Below are 22,540 nucleotides of genomic sequence, written 5' to 3' on the forward strand. Positions count from 1 at the left end.
CCGGCTCGTGGCGTCAGACCGGCTGCAGCTCGCCGCTGGGCGCCTTCGTGGACAACACCAACGGCCAGGGCCGCGCCAACCAGGCCGTCACCGGCACCGTGGCCTACCCGGGCAAGCAGGGCCTCTCGGGCGGCGGCGAAAGCTGGAGCGTCCTGACGACGATGATCCTGCCGTCGGGCGGCGCCCCCTACGTGGTGTGGCCCAAGAGCAAGAGCGACTACGACTCCGCCACGCCCGTGGTCCAGGACCTGCTCAACAAGAACGAGCGGTTCGTCGCGGTCTCCGGAATCGGGCTGCTGGCGCCCGGCAACACCGGGCAATTGCACGACGGAGGCCCCAGCGCCGCGCGGACGGCTCTGGCGTACGCGCGGCAGAAAGACGAGATGTACATCTTCGAGGGCGGCAGCTACACCCCGGACAACATGCAGGACCTGTTCCGCGGGCTGGGCAGCGACAACGCCATTCTGCTCGACGGCGGCGGGTCGTCGGCCATCGTGTTGCGCCGCGACACCGGTGGCATGTGGGCCGGTGCGGGCTCGCCGCGCGGGTCGTGCGACACCCGGCAGGTGCTGTGCGATTCGCACGAGCGGGCGCTGCCCAGCTGGCTCGCCTTCAACTAGCTCGGCCCGAAGCGGAAGATCAGCAGGCTGGCCGCCACCACCGCGGCCGTGACGGCGAACACCGGTGCGACGACGAACCGCGACATCGACGCCCCCAGGAACGCGCCGGCGCACATGGTCAGCACGACGCTGAGACGCAACGTCTGACGCGCGCCCGAGCCGCCGGCCAGGCGGCTGTCCAGACCGAGGCTGACGATCGTCGACGTCAGCACGGTGGTGGACAGCTCCTGGATGCCGAACTGGCGCGCACTGGAGTGCTGCAGGCCGAACGTGACCGCCAGCAAGCCGATCATGATCAGCTTGGTGTTGTCGTGGTACTGCAGGATTCCCACGCCCGCCAGGATCGCCAACCCCACCAAAAGGGTTATCTCCGTTGCCAATACGGTGGTGATCCACTGTCGCGTCCGGTCGGCGAAGTGCCGCGATATCCGGCCGCTGACGATGGTGGTGCACACGAACGTGGGCAGGGCCACGACCACCGCGGTCAGGTCGATGCTCGTCCTGGGCGCCAGCCAAAAGCCAAGGAAGATCACGTTTCCCGTCATGTTGGCGACGAACACATGGCCGAGCACCAGGATGCTGATCGAATCCGCCAGGCCGGTGGCGAAGGTCAGCAGCAACAGCGCCGCGACGGTCGATCGCTCCGACACCGGCGAGGTAACTGCCATGGCTCGTAGCAGACTGCGCTAGACGTGCGGCGTCAAATCCAGCGACGTGATGGTCGTCATCCTGGTCACCAGCCAGCGGCTCTGCGCGCGCTTGAGGAACAGCCGGTAGGACAAGTACTTCAGCGACGGCACGTTCTTGGTCAACGGGCTGGTGGACGTGGTGTTGGTGTAGACGATGACGACGGCGTTGGCGTCGTCGATCGATTCCACCGCCGCCCCGGTGACGTCGGTGTGGTTGGTGATTTTTGCCTGCTTGTTGGGCGCCACGATGGCGTCGACGAACTTGCGGTACTGCGCCTCGAAATCACCGCTGAGGTAGCCCGACGCGCGGTCGGCGAGGGTGTCCATGTTCTCCGGCGTGTAGGTCCACAGCGTGGTGATCGCGTTGGCCGCGGTCCGCGCCACCTTCAGTTTCGTTGCGGCGGCCGCCCGGTCGCTCAGGTACGGCTGTACGGTCGCGCCGGCGAACGCCGCGGAACCGACGAACAGTGCGGCGGCCACCGCGACAGTGACGGCCAGCCGCTTGCCGGCCAGCAATTTGCGCCGCTTGCGAGCGGGGGGTTGGTCCTCGGCTGCCTCGGCGGCCTCGGTGTCACCCTCGGCTGCCTCGGATTCCTCTGCGGCGGAGGCCGTTTCGTCGGCGCTGCCGGACTCTTCCCGCTCTTCGGTCGCCGCCTCGTCCGAAGTGGCGGCGTTACCGTCGGCGGTCAGATCACCTGCTGCAGGTTGCTGATCTTCCACTGCTTTCCTTCCTGCGTGGCGGTCGCCGTCCACCGATTGGCGTTTTCCCAAACTTGTTTACCGTCGGGCGATTTGGCGCTCACGGCGGTGGCCACGATCGTGGTGACACTGCCGTCGTCGTTCCACCGCTCCACCCCCGCGTCCAGGACGGTCCCGGTGGCAGGTTCGGCGCGGGCCACCTGTAGCAAGATCTCGTTCGCCTTGTCGCGGTATTCCTTGGCGAAGTCGCCGGTCGCCTGCGCCAGCACCCGCGTTATGTAGTCGTTGGCGTGGAACGGATCGATGGAGGTGAACTGCGTCATGAACCCGGTGACGTAGCTGAGGACCTCGCGATTCTTCGACGCGGCGCGCTCCCGGGACTGATGATCGACGAGCATCAGGCTGCACACCGTGATCGCGGCCGCCATGAAGACCGCGGCGACGGCGCCGGCCAGCGGCAGGCCCCACGGCCGCCCCGGCGGCACCGGATGCGGGACCAGCAGCGGCCCCTCACCGGGCTGGAACTTGCGGCGCGGGCTCATTTTCCGGCTCCCGGCGGTTTGGGCTTGGTCAGCACCATGAGGTCGTCGACGAGCCAACGGCCGTCGCCGCCCTTGACGAAAGTCACCCGGACGGTGGCGGAGATGTAGCGCTCGTCGGGCGCCGCGCCGCGGCGCCCCTGCATGAACATCAGCATCGTCGCCCGATCGGGCGACGCCGACTGGATCGCGTGATCGGTCACCCAGTACTCGTTGATGACCGGGTTGCCCTTCTGCACCATGTCCTGCTGGGCGGCGAGCTGGGTCCGGTACTTGTCGGTGGCCAGGGACAGGGCGCGGGCGAAGTCGTCGTGCAGCGATTTCGGGTCGTAGGTCAGCATCTGCGCGACGATCTTCGGTCCCTGCGTGTCCAGCTGCGCCCGCGTCCGGTCGGTGGCCCGGTCCGGGGCGAACACCGCCGCGTAGCTCAGCGCCGCACCGGCGATGCACAGCCCCGCCGCGGCCGCCACCAGGACCGTCGTCCACCGCCGCGCGTTGAACGCCGGCTCCGCCGTTTCGTGACGGCGCACTTCGGTGCGCGCCAGCATGTCGGCGAAGGTGCGGCGGCCCGAATCCCACAGCGGCCAAAGCCATCCCACCATCGAGACGGTGTCGAGCAGGTGCGCCAGGTCGCGCAGCAGCAGGCCCCACGGCCCGATCGGCTCACCGTCGCGCCGCACCACCGTGATGCCGAACAGCGCCCGCCCGAGGCTCCAGCCGACGACTGTCGGGAGCAGCAGCCGGTTCACCAGCACCAGCAGGATGACCACTCCGATGACCGCGATGCACAGCCACCACCACACGCCGCCGGGCGGAACGGTGAACCAGGTGACCGCCATCGTGGCCACCACCGCGGCACCCGGCAAGACGTCGACCGCGAGCGCGCCGGCGCGAATGTGCCAGGGCGCCAGGGCGGTCCGCGGAGACTGCTGGACGGCCGTGGCCGGTGGTTTGTCGACCACCACCGTCACTTCGTCACCTGGTCGAGCTTGGCTATCTTGTACTGGCCTTCGCTCTGAGCCATTTTCACCCGCAGCCGGTAGCCGGTCTCGTTCTGCGTCTGGTCGTTCGCGACCTTGACGCGGACCGCGACGAGCACCTCCACCGAGCCGTCGGGGTTGTTGCGCTCGACGGCCGCTCGCATGTCGGACACCTGGACGTGGACGTTGGCGGCCTGGTACGCCTGGACAAGCATGCTGGTGTAAAGCAGGGCCTGCGAGCGGAAAGCGTCAGTGCCGCAGTCGATGATCTTCTGCTCACTCGCCGCCATCGCGTTGGTGTCGGGGGCCTGGGTCGCCGACACGCAGTCGACGGCGGCCTTGAGCGCCGCGGCGTCGTTGCGGGCTATCGCCTGGCTTTCATGGTGGTAGCGCAACGCGACGTAACCGCCCACACCGACCGCCGCGGCGCACATCACGAGCACCGCCGCGATGCCGGCCAACCAGCCGCGACCCATCCGCGACGGCCGACGCTCGACGGCGTCGCCGAGCTCGGCACCGGGCTCCGACGGCTCGTCGGCCGCGGTCTGGGGAGCGGCCTGTTCGGTCGCGTCCTCGGGTCCCGCCGGTTCCCCCGCGGCCACCTCGGTTTCCGCCGGCTCCTCGACGGTCACGTCGGGCGCAGGCGGTTCGATGACACCGTCGGGCGCTGCGGAATCCTCGGGTGTCGCGCCGGAATCGATCGGATCGACGGCGGCCGCCGGGTCCTGGTTCTTAGGACGCCGTCCGCGCAGACGACGAAACTTCGGCATCGGTGGGGGGTTCAGCCGGCTGGTGCCAGCATCTCCTTCCATCCGTCGTCTCCTGTTCTGGCCGAGTTCTCGACGGAGTATTTAACTCCATCTGGCCCCACCAGTTCACCGCTTTGGGGACTGTAGGTCGCCACCGGAGGCCCGCTGGGCGTGTAGACACACGGGTTGGGCTGCTGGCCGTTGCACTGCACGGTACCCGACCCCGGCCGGGACAAGGGGTCGCTGGTCGGCGGGGGCGTCCCGGACACCCGGTCCGACGGGGCCGGGTTCAGGCCGGTGTCGATCGACGGCGCCGGGATCACCTGCCCGGGCTTCACGGGCTGGTCGCAGCGTGCCGCCGGCGCGGGGCAGGTCACGATTTGGTTGGGATCGCCGTACCAGGGGTTGGTACCCGCGGGCACGTACGGCTTGGGGTCGCGGCACTCCCGGGGCGTGGCCGCCCGCTTGCCCTCGACGTCCGTGCACGGGATGTTGCGCGACCCGCGCACGCTGTTGGCCGGGGTGTCCATCGGGATCTTGCAGTACGTGCCCGACGGCAGCGGCTGCATGCTGGTGTCGGCCGGGGACCGCCACTCCGACGCCGGGATGAAGCCGGTCAGGCAGGGCGGCGGCTGGTTGATCGATAAGGCCAGGTCCAGCGCCGCCATGTTCGGGAACGGCGCGGCCACCGTCTGGGCGATCGACGCGCCCTGAGGCAGGAACACCAGGACCTGCTCGACGCCGGTGTGGTAGCGCTTGAGCAGGTCGAACACCACCTCCAGATTCGCCAGTGTCTGCGGCAGCGACTCGCGGACGTCGTTGAACACGTCGTTGACCTGATCGGCCGTCGGCGCCGCCTGACGCAGGATGCTCTTGACGTGCGAGTCCTCCTGGGCGGACTGCGCGCCCAGCCGGTTCAGGTTGCGCGCCCAGCGTTCGATGGCATCGCCCGACTTGACCTGGCTGTCGAGCACCGGGCCCGAATTCTGGATGATGTCGTTGACGTCGGTGATGTTCGTCTTGAAATCACCGACGATCGCCTGCGTGGAGTCCACCAACCGCTGCAGGGCGGGACCCAGGCCGCCGACGGATTGCGCCGTCTCGTCCAGTAATTGGCCGATCTTGTCCTTGGGCAGCACGGCCAGCCCACGGTTGGCCGTGTCCAGCGCCGGGCCGATCTCCGCGGGCACCGTGCCCTTGGTGATCGTCTGACCCTCGGACAGGAACTTGCCCGGATTCCCGGTCGATTCCAGGTCCAGGTACTGCTCACCGACGGCCGACACCGAGTGGACGTTGGCGGTCGCGTCGATCGGGATCTTGTAGCGGCTGTCGATGCTCATCGTCGCTTCGGCGCCGCGCTCGGTCGGTTCGACGTCGGTGACCTTGCCGATCGTGATGCCTCGATACGTCACGTTCGCCGTCGGGTACAGACCGCCCGACGCCGGCAGTTCGGCCTTCAGCGTGTACCGACCGATGCCGGCCAGGCTCGGGAGCTGCAGGTAGTACACCCCGAGCACGAGGATCGAGATGACCGTCAGGATTCCGAATGCGATCAGCTGGCGTCTGATGAAAGGAGTCAGCAATTCCTGTCCCCCCTTTCCACCAGCGGCCCGCCGGGCGCGTCATTCGGGTTCGGCGTGTAGCGCACGTCCGGGATCATCGTCTCGGGGTCACGCCCGAACGACTGCTCGAGCGCGCGCAGCGCGCCGGACAACCCGGTACCGGTGAGGAACGCGTTGTCGACCGAGCTGTAGGTCACGTCGAGCGTCAGCGAGATATTGATGTAGTCACCCCGGAAGATCTTCGGCACGGTGTCGATGTCGAACGGCTGGGTCAGGATCAGCTTCAGCGCGCCGATCAGATAGGGCGAGGCGCGCCCCAGCTCCTTCAACGGGCATTGCAGCGCCTGCAGGTCGGTGTGCAGCGGCCCGCGGGCTTCCGACAGGTACTGGTCAGCGGCCTGGCTCAGCCGGCCCACCGCGTCGACGGCGTTGATCAGCAGGTTCTTGGTGTCGGCGAAATGCTTGATCAGTGGCGGGATGTCGGTGAGCACCCGGTCGAGGACGTCCGCCCGCGCGCCGACATAGGTCAGCAGCCGGTTGGTCGAGTCGATCGCGTGGGTGATGTCATCGCGCTGCTGGTTGAGCTGGCTGGTGAAGGTGTCCAGCTTGCCCAGGAAGGACCGGATCGCGTCGCCCCGCCCGTTGAAGATGTTGTAGACCTCGTTCTGCAGCACCTCGAGGTTGGGGATGCCGCCACCGCGCAGGATCAGCGACAGGCTGGCCAGCGTCTGCTCGGTGGTGGGATACGCCGAGGAGTTCTTCAGCGGAATGGTGTCGCCGTCCTTCAGCAATTCCTGCGACGGGTTGGGCGGCGCGGCCAGCTCGACGTGCTGGGAACCCAGCAGTGAGGTCTGGCCGATCTTGGCGATCGCGTTCTTGGGCAGCTTGGTGTTCTTGTCGACACCCAGCGTCAAAGTGGCGATCCAGTTCTTCAGCTGAATCTTCTTGATCGACCCGACGAAGACGTCGGCGACCATCACCTTGCTGTTGCCGTTGATCGCCAGCGTGTCCGGCACCTGCACATAGATCGTCATGGCGCCCGAGCCGCTGCCGGGACCACCGGGGATCGCGACATTGGAGATGCCGCGCCAGCCGCACGAACTCAGCACCAGCGCGGCCATCAGCAGGACCAGGGCCTGCCAGGACCCGCGGCGAATCGGCGGGATCAGCCTTCGCAATACGCTCACTGGCCACCCCCGATGTCAGCCGGCACCGCCGGCCCGCCGGCGTTGGGCGCCGGCGCCGCGACCGGCGCCGGTGTCGGGGCCACCGGACCCGGGGCCACGCCCGGCCCGGGTGGCGGCGGCTGGATGGGTACCGGCGCGTTCAGTCCGATTGGCGGCACGATCGGGTTCTCGTCGTACGCGTTCGGCGGTCCCGGCGGCGTCTGCAGGTTCGACTGGACGGGCGCGATGTTGGGGCCTCCCATGAGCTCGGACAGCGAGTCCGGGGTCATCAGACCGGCCGTGATGGGTCCGACCTGCTGGCCCTGCATCCCCGGCGCGACGATCCAGCCGGGCTGGGTGTTGCGGTGCGACGTCGGGGTGTCGGGAACCCAGATGCCGGGCACGGTGGTGTCCTTATAGCCGTTCGGCGGGTGCAGCCGATCCTCCGAATAGGCCACCTGCTTGGGCAAGGTCTCGGCCGTGCTGAACAGGTTCGCGCCGAACGGCAGGTAGTTGAACTTGATGGCGTCGAGGATGGGGGCCAGGTACTGCGCGCACAGCTCCGCGGACTCCTGGTATCCGAGCCGGCTGCCCGCCTGGATCGAGCTGCAGATGAACTGCATCGGGTTGGCGAAGTTGGTGATCGCCGGGATGGCGACCACCGACCCGTGCGACGGGTGATAGATCTGGTTGATGTTCGCCGCGGCCGTCGGGAGGACGTGCAGCGCGGTCTCCAGTCCGTTCAGCGGGTCCGGCTGCAGGATCGTGTTCGTCACCGTGGCCAGGTTGTTGATGTCGTAGGTCAACACCTCGCGGTTCTTGTCCAAGAACGGCCGCACGGTCGACAGCAGACCGTCGAACTGCTCGATCGCGTTCGCCAGGTCGTTGTCGTTGTGGGCGAGCCGGGTGGTGAAGTCCGCCAGGTTCTGGTTCAGCGCGACGAACTGCTGGTCGTCCTTGTGCAGCGCGTTGACGAACAGCGCCAGGCTCTTCACCACCGCGAAGAAGTCGCCGCGGCCTTCGTTCAGCGCGTTGAGCGCCGACGACAGGTTGCTCAGCGTCGTGTTGATCTCTTTGCCCTTGCCGGCCAGGCCGTTGGCGTAGGACTCGATGACCTCACCGAACGGGCCGGTCGGCTGCTCGGGGGTGGGGCCCAGCTTGGAGATGATGTTGGTGATGCTGTTGCGCAGCTGGTCCCACTCCACCGGGACCTGCGTGCGCTCCTCGGGGATCACCGCATTGTCGGCCAGCACCGGGCCGCCCTTGTATGGCGGCTCCAGCTGGATGGCCCGCGACGCCACCAGCGTCGGGTTCAGGATCACCGCGTTGGCGTTGGCGGGAACCCGGTACTTGTTCTCGTAGTGGAAGGTGACCTTCATCTTGTCGCCGGCCGGCTCGATCTTGTCGATCGCGCCCACCCGCAACCCCATGATCTGGACCTTGTCGCCCGGGTAGAGCGCGTTGGCCGCCGGGAAATAGGCCACCACGGTGTTGTTGGTCAGCTTCTCGAAGAGCCGCCAGCCGACGAACCCGACGACCAGGGCCAGCACGATCACCAGCGAGCCGATGATCACGGTCGCCCGGGTCAGCTTCGGTAGCCGGATGTTTCGGATGTCAAAGGCGGTGCTCAATTCTGGCTACCTCCCCCGGCAGCGCCGCTGCCGCCCGTTCCGCCCGGGTTGATGAAGGGCGCCGGCAGCTGGTTCCCCGGCCCCGGTGGGGCCGCGGGTCCCGGCGGGAAGCCCGGCGCGAACGTCGACGGCGGCGGCGTCGGCCCGGCCGGCGCCAGGTTCTCGGTGCGCGCGCCCGGCGGCGCCTGCGCCGGCAGCGGCACGGGCGTGCCGGGAACGTCCGGCGGCGGGTCGCCCGGCCGCCCGGCGATCGGGATGCCCGGCGTCGGGGGCAGGCCGCCCGGGTTCGGCGGGGAGGTCATCACGTCGACCGGCGCCGGGAAGCCCGGGCCGCCGAACGGTCCGATGCCCCCGCCGGCGCACGGCAGCGGGTTCCACGGCCGCGGCAGACCCTCGTCGCCGACGGTCACGTTGCCACCCGGGTTGGCCGGGGTGTAGGAGCAGGGCGACCCGGGAGGAACGGCCGGCCCCGGGTGCTCCGGAGTGCCTTCCAGCACCGGGGGTGCCGGCGGCGGTGCGCCGTTGGGCAACCGGGTGCCGTTCGGGTCGGGCCACCGGAATTCGGGCAGCCCGGCGCTGCGCCAGAAGTTCTCCGGGTCGATGCCGCGCTTCTTGAAGGCGGCATCCACCCACGGCTGGATGATCTGGTACAGCGCGAGGTTGTGCAGGACCACCTTGAAGAACGGTCCCGACGCGATGGCCTCGTTCAGGGACGGCAGGAACTTGCCGACCTCGGTGAGCCCCGCGGCGACGTCGTCCTTGCGTTCCTTCAAGATGTCGCTCACCGTGCGCAACTGTTCGAGCACGTGGTTGAGGTTCGGGTTGTCGTTGATGAAGCCCTTGACCTGTTCGGAGAAGGCGGCGACGTTCGCCAGCAACGCGTTGATGGCCTGGCCGCGCTCGTTGAAGGCCACCAGCAGGTTCTTCGCGTTCACCAGCAGGCGGTCGACCTGGTCGCTGCGGTCACCGAGGACGCTGGCCACCTGGTTGGCCTGGGCGAGCAGATGCTTGACCTGTTCGTCGCGCTTGCCGATGGTGTCGGAGAACTTGGCCACGCCGTCCAGCGCGGCGCTCAGGTGCGGGTAGGTCTGGTCGATGGTCTGCGACAGGACGTGCAGCGATTCCTTGACCGTGTCGATGTTCCAGCCCTGGGCGGCCTTGGTGACATCGAAGAACGCGTCGTAGATCTGGTAGGGCGTGGTGCTTTGACCGATGGGTAGCGAGTCGCCGGGCCTCAGTTTCTGATTGCCCCGGGCCTCGACGTCCAGGATCTTCTTCCCGAGGATGGTGTCGGTCTTGATCGCCAGCCGGCTCTCGGTGCCGATGGTTGCGGTGCCCATATTGAACTTGACCAGGATGTGGTCGCCGTCGATGCTGATGGCCTCGACCTTGCCGACGTCCACGCCGGCGATGCGCACCTTGTCGCCGACGCCGATGCCGCCGGTGTCGGTGAACTGGCCGTAGTAGTGCGGTTTGGCCATCAGCATCGGCACGCTGGTGAAGCTTTGACCGACGCCGATGACGAGCAGCGTCACGATGATGCCCATCAGGCCGATGCGAACCCGGTTGGGTGGTTCCAGTGTCCTCATTGCGGGGTGCACCTACCCGTCGGCTGCTGGAAGAGCCGGACCGTGCGGACCGGGCCACCGGCCTGCAACCCGTTGATCTTGAGGGTGATGTCGCAGGCGTAGAAGTTCACGAAGTCGCCGTAGGAGCCGATGGCGCGCCCGATCATGTTCAACGCGGTGGGCACCTTCTTCAGGTAGTCGTTGAGCCCATCGCGCTGGTCGATGAGCGGCTGCTGGATCGCATCCAGGTAGTTGAGGGTGTTGTGCAGCAGCCCGCGGTCCTCGGCGAGCAGATCGGCGACCGTCCCGGCGGCGTTGCTGATGTGCGCGGTCCCGCCCGCCAGCTGGTCGCCGTGGTCCTTCAGCCCCGTGATGAGCACCTCGAGGTTGTTGACCGTCTGGTCGAACTGCTGGCGGTGGCGGACCGTGGTGTCCAGGACGATGTTCAGGTTCTTGATGACCTCGCCGATCGCCTGGTCACGTTCACCGAGCTGGTTGGTCAGCTGCGCGGTCTGGTCGAGGATGTCGTTGATGGTGCCGCCCTGGCCCTGGAACACGGTGATCAGCGCCGTCGCGATGGTGTTCACCTTCTGCGGGTCCAGCGCACGGAACAGCGGCTTGAAACCGCCGATCAGAGCGTCGAGGTCCAGCGCGGGCGAGGTCCGCGACATCGGGATGAAGCCGCCCGGCGGCAGCACCTTCTCGGCGCCCTCGCCCTCGCCGCGCTTGAGCTCCAGGTAGCGGTTGCCGATGAGGTCGAGGTAGCGGATCTGCGCGGTCGTCGACTGGTACAGCGGCACCGAGCGGTCGACGTTGAATTTCACCCGCGCCCGCTTGCCGCCGTCGGCCAGCTCGACCGTGTCGACCTTGCCGATCTCCACGCCCGAGGCGCGGACGAACTGGCCCGCCCGCAGCCCGCTGACGTTGGTGAATTCGGCCGAGTACGAGTTCGTGCTGTCGAACCGCATCTGGCCGAATACGACGATGATCATCACAGTGAAGATCAGCAGCACCAACGAGAAGATGCTGAGCCTGACGATTGTTCCGGTGATTTTCATGGGTTGATCGTGTTGTCCCCTACTTGGCGGCCCCAGACGTACTCGATGGCGTACGGCGAGCCGGTGTCGAGGTGGTTGTACGGCGCGATGCTGTTGCCGCTGTCCATCACCAATTCAGGTGCCGGCCACAGGTCGTGGGTGATCTGCTGCCAGCAACCGGGGGCGCCCCCCGGCCCGCCGCGCGCGTTCACCCGCGGCAGGTTCTCCGGGTAGGTGTACGGGTTCGGCGCGCCGCCGATGAGCCCTGCGAGCCCGCCGACCAGGCTGGCGAGGGTCGCCACCGCCGACACGGGGTTGGCCAGCAGCCCCAGCCCGGACAGGGCCTCGGTGTGGGCGCTCAGCGAGTAGCCGTTGCCGCCCAGGAACGACGAGGCCTTCGGCTCGATGTCGTGGTAGTTGCGCAGCGTGCAGAAGATCTCCGGGCTGTAGGTGTCCAGCAGCTGGGCCGAGGGCACCAGGTCCTCGGCGCCGCGCGCCAGGTAGGGGCCGCCCCGGTTGAAGATGTCGGCGCCCGTGTTGCCGAACCCGGCCGCGGACAACAGGGCCTGGTCCAGATCCTTCTGCTGCGCGTTGATCGTGCGCGAGGTGATGACCGCGTTGTTGAGGAAGTCGATTAGGTCGGGCGCGGCGTTGGCGTAGGTGTCCCCGAGCGCCGCCAACCCCTGAATGTCGCGGCGGGCCTGGGGCATCTGCGGGTTGACGTCATCGAGGATCGCGTTCGCGTTGACCACCGATTGCCCGAACCGGTCGCCCAGCCCGGTCAGCGCCTGGGCCGCGGCGCTCAGCGTCAGGTTCAGCTTGACCGGATCCACCTTCTCCGCGATCGAGGTGACGGTCTGGAACAGCGTGTTGATCTCCGTCGTCACCGACCGCGCGTCGATCACGTTGTGCGGGTTGAGCTTCTGCGACGACGGGTTCTTCGGCGTCGTCAGCGACACGTACTTGCCGCCGAACACAGTGGTCGCCTTGATGTCGGCGTTCACGTTGGCCGGGATCAGCGAGAGGTAACGGGGGTAGACGTCCAGGGTGAACTTCGCGGCCGGCTTGCCGTCCCGCACGGTCTCGGAGATGTTGGCCACCCGGCCGATCTCCACCCCGTTGTAGGTGACCTTCGAGCCGGGATCCATCACCAGCCCGGCCCGCGACGCCAGCATGGTCAGCTTGGTCTTGGGTGTGAAGTCGCCGCGGAACTGCCCGTAGACCAGAACCAGCGCCACGAGGGCGATGATCAGCGAGGCGATGCCCGCCAGCTTGTACGGCGGGTTGCGGGGTTTGTTGACCTTCACCGGTGACGTCATGGCTACACCGTGAGCGCGAAGTTGGGGTTGACGCCGTAGAGCGCCAACGCGGCTGCCAGAACCACGACCTGGACCGACACCAGCGAGAAACGCATCGATCGGCCGACGGCCTCTCCGACGCCGACGGGTCCGCCGCCGGCGTTGTATCCGTAGAAGCAGTGGGTGATCATCACGACCGCCGTGATGATGATGGCCTCGAGGAACGACCAGAACACGTCGTCGGGACGCAGGAATGTCCGGAAGTAGTGCTCGTAGGTTCCGTTGGATTGCCCGTACAGCACCGTGGTGGTGATCTGGGGGGACAGGAACGACATGATCATCGCCAGCGAGTAGAGCGGAATGATGACGACCAGCCCGGCCATGATCCGGGTGGTCGCCAGGAACGAGATCGACTTGATGCCCATGACTTCCAGGGCGTCGATCTCTTCGCTGATGCGCATGGCCCCCAGCTCGGCGGTCGCGCCGGCGCCGACGGTGGCGGCCATCGCGATGCCGGTGACGACGGGGGCGGCGATGCGGACGTTGATCAGCGCGGCGAAGAAGCCGGTGAACGCCTCGACGCCGATGTTGCCCAGCGAGGCGAAGCCCTGAATGGCGACCAGGGAGCTACCGGACAGGGTCACGAAGCCGACGATGGCCACGGTGCCGCCGATGACGGCCATGGCGCCGGTGCCCATGCCGATCTGGGCGATCAGCCGCAGCGTCTCCTTGCGGTAGTTGCGCAGCGCGTGCGGGATGTGGCCGAGGGCCACCGCCCCGAACCACGCCATCTGGCCGACGTCGTCGAGCCCGCGGGCCGCGGCGCCGCCGTAGCGGTTGAGGTTTTCGGCCGCCCGCGGGAAGCGGGCGCGCAATACGGCAGAGGTCGACATGTCAGTGGCCCGTTCCGAATCGCACGCCGATGGTCGTCAGCACCACGTTGACCGCGTACAGCGCGACGACGCAGAGCACGACGGTCTCGTTGACGGCGGTGCCCAGTCCCTTCGAGCCGCCCCGCACGGTCAGGCCGCGATAGCAGCCGACCAGCCCGGCGATCAGGCCGAACGTGGCGGCTTTCACGGTCGCGATGACGACCTCCGGCAGGCCCGTGATCGTGGTCAGGGTGGCGAGGTAGGCGCCGCCCGAGACGTTTTGCAGGTAGACGCCGAACAGGTAGCCGCCGACCAGGCCGACGGTGATCACCAGGCCGTTGAGCAGCGTGGCCACCAGCGTCGCGGCGATCACCCGCGGGACCACCAGCCGGTGGATCGGGTCGATGCCGAGCACCTCCATGGCGTCGATCTCCTCGCGGATGGTGCGGGCGCCGAGGTCGGCGCAGATGGCCGTCGACCCGGCGCCGGCCACCACCAGCACCGTGGTGAGCGGACCGAGCTGGGTGACGGCGCCGATCGCCGCGCCGGCTCCGGACAGGTCCGCGGCCCCGAACTGGGCCAGCAGGACGTTGAGCGTGAAGATCAGCAGGACTGTCAGCGGGATCGACACCATGATGGTCGGCAGGAAAGCCACCCGCATGATGAACCAGCACTGCAGGACGAATTCGCGCCATTGGAACGGCCAGCGGAACAACGCCCTGCCGGTGAGGACGCACATCCGGAAGAATCCCCCGATGAGCGTCAGCGGGGTCTGCAGTTGGTCGCGTACATAGCCGACCAAGTAGGGGCCCCGTCGACTCGCCGACGTTGAAGTCACCGCTGCCCCCTCCAGCTGATACCGCCCGCCTCTCGGCGCGGCGGCGGATCGTGTCGCACGCCTCTCCCCCTCACGGCTCCGCGGCTGAGGGCACCCCCACCCCTCGCCGTCCCCCGCAAGCGGGAGGTACGCCCAACGCGGCCGGGGAGGCCCCCGTTTCGCCCCGACCCAACGTGTGTGACCATCGGCTCCCTACTGACAAGTAGTAACGGAGACCACAGGAATGTACCCGATGGCCATGCACGTGTGAACTGCATCTGCACAATTAACCCTTCGTCAACAGCGGGCAAACGTTACAGGTTTCGTCAGCTTTCCTCCCTGCCCGTAAATTCTCTTGCACCGGAACGGTTTTCATCGATATTTGCGGTTCCGTAACGGATCCGTAGCTCAGTCTTGAGCACCTTACCGGCGGGGTTGCGCGGCAACGCGTCCACGATCTCGAGGGCCTTGGGATGCTTGTAACGTGCCAGCCGCTCGGCCAGGAACTCCTGGAGCTCGTCGAGCAGCAGCTGGTCGCCCGCGACGGCCGCGACCGCGATCGGCACCTCGCCCCACTTCTCATGGGTGCGGCCGATGACCGCGACCTCGACGATGCTCGGATGGCTGGCCAGGACGTTCTCCACCTCGGCGCAGTAGATGTTCTCACCGCCGGAGATGATCATGTCCTTCTTGCGATCCACCACCCAGACGTAACCCTCCTCGTCCACCCGGACGAGGTCGCCGGAGTGGAACCACCCACCGGCGAAGGCCTCCGCGGTGGCCTCCGGGTTGTTCCAGTAGCCACTCATCAAAGTTGGTGCGCGATAGACGATTTCGCCGACCTCGCCGATCGGCACGTCGTTCATGTTCTCGTCGACGACGCGTGCGGCCACGGTCGGGATCACCTTGCCGACCGAGCCGCGTTTACGTATCGCGTCCTCGCCCAGCAGCATGCAGGTGACCGGCGACATCTCGGTCTGACCGAACGCGGCCAGGATCTGGGTGCCGGGGAACGTCGCCGACATCTCGCGCAGCAGCGCGTCGGGCGCCGGCGCGGCTCCCCAGGACATCACCCGCAGCCTCAGGTCGCGGGGCCGTGCCTGTTGCTCGGCGCAGACGGCCTGCCATTGCGCGGGCACCAGGAAGAGGCCGGTGACCTTCTCTTCGGCCAGCACGTCGAGCAGTTGCCCAGGCTCGAACGCGCCGAGCGGGTAGATCACCGTCGGGGTGCCCAGCAGCAGCCCGGTCAGCATGTTGCCGATGCCCGCGATGTGGAAGAACGGGACGCCGACGAAACCGACGTCGCTGTTGATGTCGGCGCCGTTGGTGTACAGGCCGGTCATCGTCTGCCCGGTCAGGTTCGTGTGGGTCAGCACGGCGCCCTTCGGGCGGCCCGTGGTGCCTGAGGTGTACATGATCAGTGCCGGCGAATCGTTCGGGATGTCGACGGGCTCATGCGCAGCCCCGTGCTCGTTGATCAGGTCTTCGTAGCCGAGGACGCTGTCGTCGCCCGCACCGCCGGCCACGATGATCGTGCCTACCAGCGGCTCGACGTCGCGCACCCCCGCGGCCACCGGGGCGAGCACCGATTCGGTGATCATCACCCGCGCTTCGCAGTCCTGGACCAGGAAGGCGATCTCGGCGGGAGTGAGCCGGAAGTTGAGCGGCACGGCGATGGCGCCGAGCATGTTGACCGCCAGCACCGACTCGACGAATTCGGTGCGGTTGAGCATCAACACCATGACCCGGTCGCCGAAGCCGACTCCCCGACGGCTCAACGCATCGGCCAGCGCCGCCACCCGCTGCCGCAGGTCCCCCCACGTCACGGTCCTGCCCAGGAACCGCAGCGCCGGGGCGCCCGGTTGCATCAGGGCGTGCCGTTCGAGCTGGGTCACCCAATTCTGCCGCCGGGACAGGTACGGCTGCTCCGTCCCCTGCGCCAGATGGCTCGCTAATTGCGCGGTCAACTCCGGCCTTTCCCTTCACTCGCGCACCGCTTGCGCCAGGTTGATATTTGATAAAACATGGTGTTGTCTGGGTCACATTATGGCCTGAAAGCCCTGCTGACAAGCCCCGACAATAGTTTCAAACCAACCTCCGTTAAGCCCCCGAAAGCCCTGGCAGCCCCCGTGAACGCACCGATATCCACGCGACTGAGGCGCCGACGGCCACTGCGCCGGGCACAGTTGTCCGACGAGGTCGCGGGTCACCTCCGGGCCGCGATCATGTCCGGTGCGCTGCGGCCGGGGACGTTCATCCGCCTCGATGAGACCGCGGCCGAGCTCGGCGTCAGCGTGACGCCCGTGCGCGAAGCGCTGCTGAAACTGCGCGGCGAGGGCATGGTGCAGCTGGAACCGCACCGCGGCCACGTCGTGCTTCCGCTGACCCGCCAGGACGTCGAGGACATCTTCTGGCTCCAGGCCACCATCGCCAAGGAGCTGGCCGCCGCGGCCACCGACCACATCAGCGACGCCGAGATCGACGAGCTCGAACGCATCAACGAGGCGCTCGCCGCGGCCGTCGGGTCCAGCGACGCCGAGACCATCGCGGGCATCGAGTTCGCATTCCATCGGGTCTTCAATCAGGCGAGCGGGCGGATCAAGCTGGCGTGGTTCCTGCTCAACGCCGCGCGGTACATGCCGGTGCTGGTGTACGCGGCCGATCAGCAATGGGGCACCGCCGCCGTCGACAACCACCGGCAGCTGATCGCCGCGCTGCGCCGGCGCGACGCCGCCGCGGTGATCGAGCACACCGTGTGGCAGTTCACCGACGCGGCGGCCAGGCTCACGGAAATCCGGGACCGCACGGGCATCTTCGACTAGCGGCGGTCGCAAGCGCGGCGAAGCCGGGCGCCGCGGGCCGGCGCGATAGATCCACCGCGGTCGCAAGCGCGGCGAAGCCGGGCGATGGGTCTATCGCCTTCAGGACGAGCCCGCGGCCAGCTGTTCGGCGCGCCGCTTCAGGCTTTCGGCGAGGTGGTCTAAGACGTTGCCGACGAGCTGCTTGACCATCGGCGCGGGAACCGGCATCGAGGTCTCGACGTCCAAGTCCACGGTCAGCAGGCTCGATGTGCCCATCTCCACCACGCTGAACAGCTGCTCCTGCTTGGTGAAGAGGTCGCCCTGCTGCAGGACGGTCTGAATCTGGTTCTCCGCCGGGTAGTAGACGGCCTGGATGAACACGCTCTGCATGCCTTGGTAGTCGGTGTCGAGCCGCAGCTGGCTGGGGCGCCCGTCGTCGTAGCGGGCGAGCACCCAGAGGCCCTTGATCTCCTCGTTCCACTGCGGGTAAGCCTCGAAGTCCGCGACGATCGCCATGATCGAGGCGGCGTCGGCGCTGACCTCGACGGTCTTGCTCATAACTGGCATTGGCGAAGCATAGCCGGGTGGGCGACGCGTCCCGGCGGTGCGGCCCGGGCGGCGATTTCTCGCGAAAGCCCCGGCGCCGCGGGCAATCTCGGGCCTATCGGTCCACGCGCGCCGTCGACAGCAGCGACCGGACGGGGTCGGGGATTTCGATCGGCTTGCGGCTGGTGCGATCGACGTAGACGTGCACCCAATGGCCCAGCGCGGTGATCGGCTGAGCCTGCCCGTCCAGCGCGGCCCGGAACACGCCGAGCCGGTAGGTGACGCTGCTGCGGCCCAGCCGGGTCACCGCCAGCCCCACCATGAGGCCCTCGGGGAAATGCAACTCGGAGAAGTACCGGCAGGCCGACTCGGCCACGATGCCGAGTGCGGGCGTGGTGAGCGGGTCCAGCCCGGTGCTGGTGTTGATCCAGGCGTTGATGGCGGTGTCGAACAACTGGTAATACACGGCGTTGTTCAGGTGGCCGAACATGTCGTTGTCGGCCCACCGCGTTCCGACCGGCCACAGCACCGGGAAGTCGTCGCTGGAGAGCCCATCCGGTGCCGGCGGCACCGCCGGAGCCGGCGGGACCGGGGGTTCCGAAGCCATGGTTGTATTCCAGCATGGTTCAGATTCGGGGGGCCGTGCTGGACCGGATCGGTCTGGCCCGCCCGTACGCCGAGTCCCGGCCGATCCGCGTCGTCGATCTCGACCTGGATCCGCCCGGCAGCGGTGAGGTGATGATCCGCGTCGAGGCGGCCGGCGTCTGCCATTCCGACCTGTCCGTGGTCGACGGCAACCGGGTGCGGCCGGTGCCCATGCTGCTCGGGCACGAGGCGGCCGGAATTGTCGAGCAGATCGGTGACGGAGTCTCGGATCTCGCGATCGGTCAGCGGGTGGTGCTGGTGTTCCTGCCGCGGTGCGGCCATTGCGCGGCCTGCGCGACCGGGGGCCTGACCCCGTGCGAGCCGGGCAGCGCGGCCAACGCCGCCGGGACGTTGCTGGGCGGTGACATCCGGCTCAACCAGGCCGGCCACCGCGTGTACCACCACCTCGGGGTGTCGGGCTTCGCGACGCACGCGGTGGTCAACCGGGCCAGCGTGGTGCCGGTGCCACCCGACGTGCCGCCCGAGGTCGCCGCCCTGCTGGGCTGCGCGGTGCTGACGGGCGGGGGCGCCGTGCTCAACGTCGGCGATCCACAGCCGGGGCAGACGGTCGCCGTCGTCGGCCTGGGCGGTGTCGGCATGGCGGCGGTGCTCACCGCGCTCAGCTACGACGGCGTGCGCGTGGTCGCCGTCGACCAACTGCCCGACAAGCTGGCCGGCGCGCGGGCGCGGGGCGCGCACGAGGCGTACACCCCCCAGCAGGCCGTCGACGCGGGCGTGAAAGCCGCGGTGGTCGTCGAGGCCGCCGGCCATCCCGCCGCCCTCGAGACGGCGATTGCCCTCACCGCTCAGGGCGGCCGGACGATCACCGTCGGGCTGCCGCCACCGGATGCACGAATCTCGCTGTCGCCGTTGGGTTTTGTTGCCGAAGGACGGTCGCTGATCGGCAGCTACCTGGGCTCGGCGGTGCCCAGTCGTGACATCCCCCGGTTCGTCGCGCTGTGGCAGTCGGGCCGGCTCCCGGTGGAGGCGCTGGTGTCCTCGTCGATCCGGTTGGATCAGATCAACGAGGCGATGGACAACCTCGCCGACGGCGCCGCCGTCCGGCAGCTCATCAGGTTCGACTAGCCGCTACCGCCCGCCATTTCCACCGGCGAGCGTGCGTGTCTGTGCGACGACACGCCGTTGACGGCGGCATTCTGCGCACGCTCACGCGCGACGGCGCCAGCCGCTACCGCGGGTGCAGGGGCGCGACGGGTTCCACCGCCGCTTCCGGCAGGCGGTGTTCTTCGATGTATTCCCAACGGATTTGGTAGCCCAGTCCGGGCGCCGACGGTATCTCGACGAAGCCGTCCGGTGCGAGGGGGTCGCACGGCGCCGTCAGGTACGGCGGCGCGGCGTCGTAGCGAGCCCCGGGCCCGAGCAGGCCGCGCTCGTAGTACTGGCAGACGTCGTCGCTGGTGGCGCCGAGGACCTGCAGGTTGCCGAAGCCGCTCATGTGCAACTCGCACCGCATGCCGACGGCCTCGCACATCCCGGCCAGTTTCATCACGCCGGTGATGCCGCCGCGCAGGACGTCGATGCGGCTGATGTCGGAGGCATGGCGCAGGATCCAGTCCGCGCGGGTGTAGATGCCGCCCTCGGCGATCTCGGGAGAGCAGATCGGGATGTCGAGTTCGTCGCCGAGCCGCCGGTAGGACTCGACCCGGTACTCCGGCATTGGGTGCTCGTACCAGTAGAAGCCCAGCCGCTCCAGCTCGCGCCCGACCCGCAGCGCGTCCTCGTAGGTGTGGTAGGTCCCCCAGGGGTCGAACATCAGTACCATCTCGTCGCCCACGGCGGCCCGAACCTCGCGACACACCCGAATGTCCCAGTCCACATACGACGGCCGTGGGAGCGCGAACTGACCTGTCGCCGGATTCCAGTAGTGGTAGGGGTGAATCTTGTAGGCGCCGTAGCCCTGGCGCTTGCAGTCGACGGCGTGTGCGGCGTATTCCTCGGGCGATCCGAGATTGTTGAAACTGCTGGCATACGCCCTGACCCGGTCCCGTGCGCCGCCCAGCAGTTTGCGCACCGGCAGGCCGGCGGCTCGGCCGGCCAGATCCCACAGTGCCAGATCGATTACGCTGCACACGTTTTCGGGAAGTTTCGCCGCCCACAGTTGGCGCCAGATCTCGGCCCGGTCGAACGGGTCCTGACCGGCGAGCAGCGGGCTCAGGAATTGGGTGATGATCGCCCGGTCCCCCGGCAGCAGGCCGTCCTGGTCCCCGTGGAAGTGGCCGCCGAAGTAGTAGCCCTCGATGCCCTCGTCGGTGATCACCTTGGTCACGGTCTGCACCACGCGGTAGTCGGTCATCAGCTGGCCGAACGAGATTCGGTCGACCCATGTCTCGAACGGCACGACCTCGAGGCCGGTGATCTTCATGGCAGCACATTCTGCCGACGGTCCGGGCGCTCAGAGTAGAGGCGAAGGTCCCGCACCGGTCTCGTGCAAGGCGCTGCCGAGGGCGTGCTCCTGAAGCGCGAACAGGCGCGCGGACGTCGGCGAATCGGGCAGCAGCGAGTCGAATCCGTGGCAGGTGCGGGCGAAGACGTGTAGTTCGGCCGACACCCCGGCCCGGAGCAGGCGCAGCGCATAGTCGACGGCCTCGTCGCGGAAGGGATCGATTTCCGCGCAGGTGATCAGCGCCGGGGGCAGGTCATCGAGCCGGGTCCGCCGCGCGGGCACGGCCGATTCCGGCACGGTCGTTGCGCCCAGGTAGTGGCCCCACATCAGGTCGGCGGCCTCACCGTCGAACGCCGGGCTGGCACGAAACTCCTTCTTGGACGGGGTGACTCGATCGTCCAGCACGGGCTGGTGCAGCAACTGGAAGACGACCGGCGGCACTGAGCCGTCGGCCGCCGCTTGTGCCAGGCACGCCGCCAGGGTGGCGCCGGCGCTGCTGCCGGCGACGGCGATCCGGGTGGGATCCAAACCGAGTTTGCCGGCGTCGGTCACGACCCACCTCAGCACGGCACCCGCGTCGGCGAGCGCGGCCGGGTAGGGGTGCTCGGGCGCCAGCCGGTAGTCGACCGACACCACCGTGCAGCGGCCGCGGCGGGCCAGTTCGACGCATTGGCGATGGTCGGTGTCCAGGTTTCCCAGCGCGAACCCGCCCGCGTGGCAGTAGACCACCACGGGTGCCGGTGAGGACCCACCGCGATAGATCCGCACCCGCACAGGGGGGTCGGCCGGCACCGTCTCTTCGCCGACCTGGACACCGCGCGCGTCGGTTTGTTCGGCGGCCGCGCGGCGGCGCTCGTTGAACGGGTCGCGGGTGAGTTCGATTGAGCGGAAGGAAAAGTCCGTGCGGGTGATCGCGAGGGCCCGCAGTTCGGGGTGAAGCCGGTCGACGCCGTCCGGTGCCGTCATCGGATCTGCACGCATTGGCCGCCGTCGACGACCAGTTCAGCGCCGGTGATGAACGACGCGTGCCCGGAGACCAGGAACGCGACCGCGTCGGCGACCTCGTGCGGTTCACCGATGCGCCCGAAGGCCGACGACGCGGCCAGTCGCAGCTGCGTGGCGTCATCGAGCATCGGGGTCGCGATCGGTCCGGGGAACACGGCGTTGACCCGGATGCCGAGGGGGGCCAGTTCGGCGGCGGCGTTCTGCGTCAGCCCGCGCAGCGCCCACTTCGCCGAGCCGTAGGCGGCGTGGTGGGGGAAGGGCCGGATGGCGCCGGTGCTGCAGATGTTGACGACGGCCGCACCACTCGCCGCCCGCAGGTGCTCCAGCGTCACGTGAATGCCCAGGAATGCACCGAAACAGTTGATCCGCCAAGAGCTTTCGAAGGCATCGGCGGTCTCGTCGGCCAGCGATGCGCGGTGCAGCGCCCCGGCGTTGTTGACCAGCGTGGACAGCGCGCCGAAGTGATCGATCACGGCACCCACGGCGGACCGCCATCGCGGCTCCGAGGTCACGTCGAGTTCGATCGCGATCACCCCGTCGTCGCCCAATTCGTGCACCAGGCCGCGCAACTCGTCGGCGCGGCGGTCGCACGCGGCCACCGAATAGCCCTCCGCGCGTAGCCGTTTGGCGATGGCCCAACCCTGGCCGCCGGCCGCGCCGGTCACCAGGGCGACGCGTTCGTTCATGACGGCGTGACCTCGGGGGTGTCGGACAGGCCACGGCCCGTGACGAACTGGCACCGCCGCCGCCGGAACCGCCACCGTCCGTCGGCGCGGACCAGTTCATCGTCGTACAGCGCCGGCCGCAGGTGCAGGTCGCCCGCCCGCACGAACAGGACCTGCGACCGGGCGCTGGCGGTATCGTCGTCGACGTCGACCCGGGAGACCCCCGTCAGGTGCAATCCGCGCGGGG

Annotated in this window: 23 protein-coding genes; 3 read left to right on the forward strand and 20 right to left on the reverse strand. The window is 68.3% G+C overall.

All coding sequences use genetic code 11. From position 1 onward, the window contains the following. The coding region (locus tag A5691_RS06425) for a phosphodiester glycosidase family protein (protein ID WP_197508547.1) at positions 1-620 on the forward strand (620 nt) is incomplete at its 5' end. On the opposite strand, the gene A5691_RS06430 is transcribed toward A5691_RS06425, so the two are convergent. From A5691_RS06430 to fadD5, 14 genes are all read right to left on the reverse strand, one after another. After that, the gene (locus A5691_RS06430; RefSeq protein WP_067756098.1) at positions 617-1,288 is read right to left on the reverse strand and encodes a YoaK family protein; all 672 of its coding nucleotides are present in this window, start codon (positions 1,286-1,288) and stop codon (positions 617-619) included. The two genes, A5691_RS06425 and A5691_RS06430, sit on opposite strands and share 4 nt — an antisense overlap. Positions 1,289-1,306: 18 nt before the next feature. Then, on the reverse strand, positions 1,307-2,029 hold the full coding sequence (locus A5691_RS06435) for a mammalian cell entry protein (protein WP_067756102.1): 723 nt from the start codon (positions 2,027-2,029) through the stop codon (positions 1,307-1,309). Further along, the gene (locus A5691_RS06440) at positions 1,996-2,550 is read right to left on the reverse strand and encodes a mammalian cell entry protein (protein ID WP_067756105.1); all 555 of its coding nucleotides are present in this window, start codon (positions 2,548-2,550) and stop codon (positions 1,996-1,998) included. The genes A5691_RS06435 and A5691_RS06440 overlap by 34 nt, the downstream gene beginning before the upstream one ends. After that, positions 2,547-3,518 (reverse strand): RDD family protein, encoded by a 972-nt coding sequence (locus A5691_RS06445; RefSeq protein WP_067756109.1) that lies wholly within the window; start codon positions 3,516-3,518, stop codon positions 2,547-2,549. Before A5691_RS06445 ends, A5691_RS06440 begins: the two co-directional genes overlap by 4 nt. After that, complete coding sequence (locus A5691_RS06450; protein ID WP_067756112.1) at positions 3,515-4,339, reverse strand: Mce protein; 825 nt, start codon at positions 4,337-4,339, stop codon at positions 3,515-3,517. Before A5691_RS06450 ends, A5691_RS06445 begins: the two co-directional genes overlap by 4 nt. After that, positions 4,309-5,859: a virulence factor Mce family protein gene (locus tag A5691_RS06455; RefSeq protein ID WP_067756115.1), complete on the reverse strand. Its 1,551-nt coding sequence runs from the start codon at positions 5,857-5,859 to the stop codon at positions 4,309-4,311. Before A5691_RS06455 ends, A5691_RS06450 begins: the two co-directional genes overlap by 31 nt. Continuing rightward, positions 5,853-6,959: a virulence factor Mce family protein gene (locus A5691_RS06460; protein ID WP_231972843.1), complete on the reverse strand. Its 1,107-nt coding sequence runs from the start codon at positions 6,957-6,959 to the stop codon at positions 5,853-5,855. Before A5691_RS06460 ends, A5691_RS06455 begins: the two co-directional genes overlap by 7 nt. Before the next feature lie 62 nt (positions 6,960-7,021). Further along, positions 7,022-8,635, reverse strand: coding sequence for a virulence factor Mce family protein (locus A5691_RS06465; RefSeq protein ID WP_067756121.1), 1,614 nt, complete (start codon positions 8,633-8,635; stop codon positions 7,022-7,024). Then, positions 8,632-10,224, reverse strand: coding sequence for a virulence factor Mce family protein (locus A5691_RS06470; protein WP_067756124.1), 1,593 nt, complete (start codon positions 10,222-10,224; stop codon positions 8,632-8,634). Before A5691_RS06470 ends, A5691_RS06465 begins: the two co-directional genes overlap by 4 nt. Next, positions 10,221-11,261, reverse strand: a complete 1,041-nt coding sequence (locus tag A5691_RS06475) for a virulence factor Mce family protein (protein ID WP_067756127.1) — start codon at positions 11,259-11,261, stop codon at positions 10,221-10,223. The genes A5691_RS06470 and A5691_RS06475 overlap by 4 nt, the downstream gene beginning before the upstream one ends. Then, positions 11,258-12,559, reverse strand: a complete 1,302-nt coding sequence (locus A5691_RS06480; protein ID WP_068016808.1) for an MCE family protein — start codon at positions 12,557-12,559, stop codon at positions 11,258-11,260. The genes A5691_RS06475 and A5691_RS06480 overlap by 4 nt, the downstream gene beginning before the upstream one ends. Before the next feature lie 2 nt (positions 12,560-12,561). Further along, positions 12,562-13,431, reverse strand: coding sequence for an ABC transporter permease (locus tag A5691_RS06485; protein WP_067756132.1), 870 nt, complete (start codon positions 13,429-13,431; stop codon positions 12,562-12,564). A gap of 1 nt (position 13,432) precedes the next feature. Continuing rightward, entirely contained in the window at positions 13,433-14,248 is an 816-nt protein-coding gene (locus A5691_RS06490) for an ABC transporter permease (protein WP_067270001.1), read from the reverse strand. A 305-nt stretch (positions 14,249-14,553) separates the two neighbouring features. Then, positions 14,554-16,194, reverse strand: coding sequence for a fatty-acid--CoA ligase FadD5 (gene fadD5, locus A5691_RS06495; RefSeq protein WP_067756135.1), 1,641 nt, complete (start codon positions 16,192-16,194; stop codon positions 14,554-14,556). Between the two features lie 162 nt (positions 16,195-16,356). Between fadD5 and A5691_RS06500 the strand changes: the two genes are divergently transcribed. Further along, on the forward strand, positions 16,357-17,049 hold the full coding sequence (locus A5691_RS06500) for a GntR family transcriptional regulator (RefSeq protein WP_082950169.1): 693 nt from the start codon (positions 16,357-16,359) through the stop codon (positions 17,047-17,049). A gap of 99 nt (positions 17,050-17,148) precedes the next feature. Here the strand turns inward: A5691_RS06500 and A5691_RS06505 are convergent, their stop codons facing one another. Further along, positions 17,149-17,595: an SRPBCC family protein gene (locus A5691_RS06505; protein ID WP_067756138.1), complete on the reverse strand. Its 447-nt coding sequence runs from the start codon at positions 17,593-17,595 to the stop codon at positions 17,149-17,151. A gap of 94 nt (positions 17,596-17,689) precedes the next feature. Beyond that, the gene (locus A5691_RS06510; RefSeq protein WP_067756141.1) at positions 17,690-18,181 is read right to left on the reverse strand and encodes a thioesterase family protein; all 492 of its coding nucleotides are present in this window, start codon (positions 18,179-18,181) and stop codon (positions 17,690-17,692) included. 14 nt (positions 18,182-18,195) lie between these two features. Between A5691_RS06510 and A5691_RS06515 the strand changes: the two genes are divergently transcribed. Beyond that, positions 18,196-19,305, forward strand: a complete 1,110-nt coding sequence (locus A5691_RS06515) for an alcohol dehydrogenase catalytic domain-containing protein (protein WP_067756164.1) — start codon at positions 18,196-18,198, stop codon at positions 19,303-19,305. Positions 19,306-19,408: 103 nt separating this feature from the next. Here the strand turns inward: A5691_RS06515 and A5691_RS06520 are convergent, their stop codons facing one another. The 4 genes from A5691_RS06520 to A5691_RS06535 all read right to left on the reverse strand — a co-directional run. Beyond that, positions 19,409-20,602, reverse strand: coding sequence for an enolase C-terminal domain-like protein (locus A5691_RS06520; RefSeq protein WP_067756144.1), 1,194 nt, complete (start codon positions 20,600-20,602; stop codon positions 19,409-19,411). Between the two features lie 30 nt (positions 20,603-20,632). Beyond that, complete coding sequence (locus tag A5691_RS06525; protein WP_067756146.1) at positions 20,633-21,589, reverse strand: alpha/beta hydrolase; 957 nt, start codon at positions 21,587-21,589, stop codon at positions 20,633-20,635. Further along, positions 21,586-22,314 (reverse strand): SDR family NAD(P)-dependent oxidoreductase, encoded by a 729-nt coding sequence (locus A5691_RS06530; RefSeq protein ID WP_067756149.1) that lies wholly within the window; start codon positions 22,312-22,314, stop codon positions 21,586-21,588. The genes A5691_RS06525 and A5691_RS06530 overlap by 4 nt, the downstream gene beginning before the upstream one ends. Then, positions 22,311-22,540, reverse strand: a 230-nt coding sequence (locus A5691_RS06535) for a nuclear transport factor 2 family protein (protein WP_197696179.1), incomplete at its 5' end; no start/stop codon positions are given. The genes A5691_RS06530 and A5691_RS06535, both read right to left, overlap by 4 nt.

Source organism: Mycobacterium sp. E183 (assembly GCF_001667735.1).
Lineage (GTDB): Bacteria > Actinomycetota > Actinomycetes > Mycobacteriales > Mycobacteriaceae > Mycobacterium.

Bases quoted from the DNA above. Each gene is read 5' to 3' on its own strand.
- A5691_RS06460 (WP_231972843.1), bottom strand. From the start codon at position 6,959: ATGGCCGCGCTGGTGCTGAGTTCGTGCGGCTGGCGCGGCATCTCCAAT.
- A5691_RS06480 (WP_068016808.1), bottom strand. From the start codon at position 12,559: ATGACGTCACCGGTGAAGGTCAACAAACCCCGCAACCCGCCGTACAAG.
- A5691_RS06475 (WP_067756127.1), bottom strand. From the start codon at position 11,261: ATGAAAATCACCGGAACAATCGTCAGGCTCAGCATCTTCTCGTTGGTG.
- A5691_RS06485 (WP_067756132.1), bottom strand. From the start codon at position 13,431: ATGTCGACCTCTGCCGTATTGCGCGCCCGCTTCCCGCGGGCGGCCGAA.
- A5691_RS06510 (WP_067756141.1), bottom strand. From the start codon at position 18,181: ATGGCTTCGGAACCCCCGGTCCCGCCGGCTCCGGCGGTGCCGCCGGCA.
- A5691_RS06515 (WP_067756164.1), top strand. From the start codon at position 18,196: ATGGTTCAGATTCGGGGGGCCGTGCTGGACCGGATCGGTCTGGCCCGC.
- A5691_RS06450 (WP_067756112.1), bottom strand. From the start codon at position 4,339: ATGGAAGGAGATGCTGGCACCAGCCGGCTGAACCCCCCACCGATGCCG.
- A5691_RS06470 (WP_067756124.1), bottom strand. From the start codon at position 10,224: ATGAGGACACTGGAACCACCCAACCGGGTTCGCATCGGCCTGATGGGC.
- A5691_RS06440 (WP_067756105.1), bottom strand. From the start codon at position 2,550: ATGAGCCCGCGCCGCAAGTTCCAGCCCGGTGAGGGGCCGCTGCTGGTC.
- A5691_RS06530 (WP_067756149.1), bottom strand. From the start codon at position 22,314: ATGAACGAACGCGTCGCCCTGGTGACCGGCGCGGCCGGCGGCCAGGGT.
- A5691_RS06525 (WP_067756146.1), bottom strand. From the start codon at position 21,589: ATGACGGCACCGGACGGCGTCGACCGGCTTCACCCCGAACTGCGGGCC.
- A5691_RS06520 (WP_067756144.1), bottom strand. From the start codon at position 20,602: ATGAAGATCACCGGCCTCGAGGTCGTGCCGTTCGAGACATGGGTCGAC.
- A5691_RS06430 (WP_067756098.1), bottom strand. From the start codon at position 1,288: ATGGCAGTTACCTCGCCGGTGTCGGAGCGATCGACCGTCGCGGCGCTG.
- A5691_RS06505 (WP_067756138.1), bottom strand. From the start codon at position 17,595: ATGCCAGTTATGAGCAAGACCGTCGAGGTCAGCGCCGACGCCGCCTCG.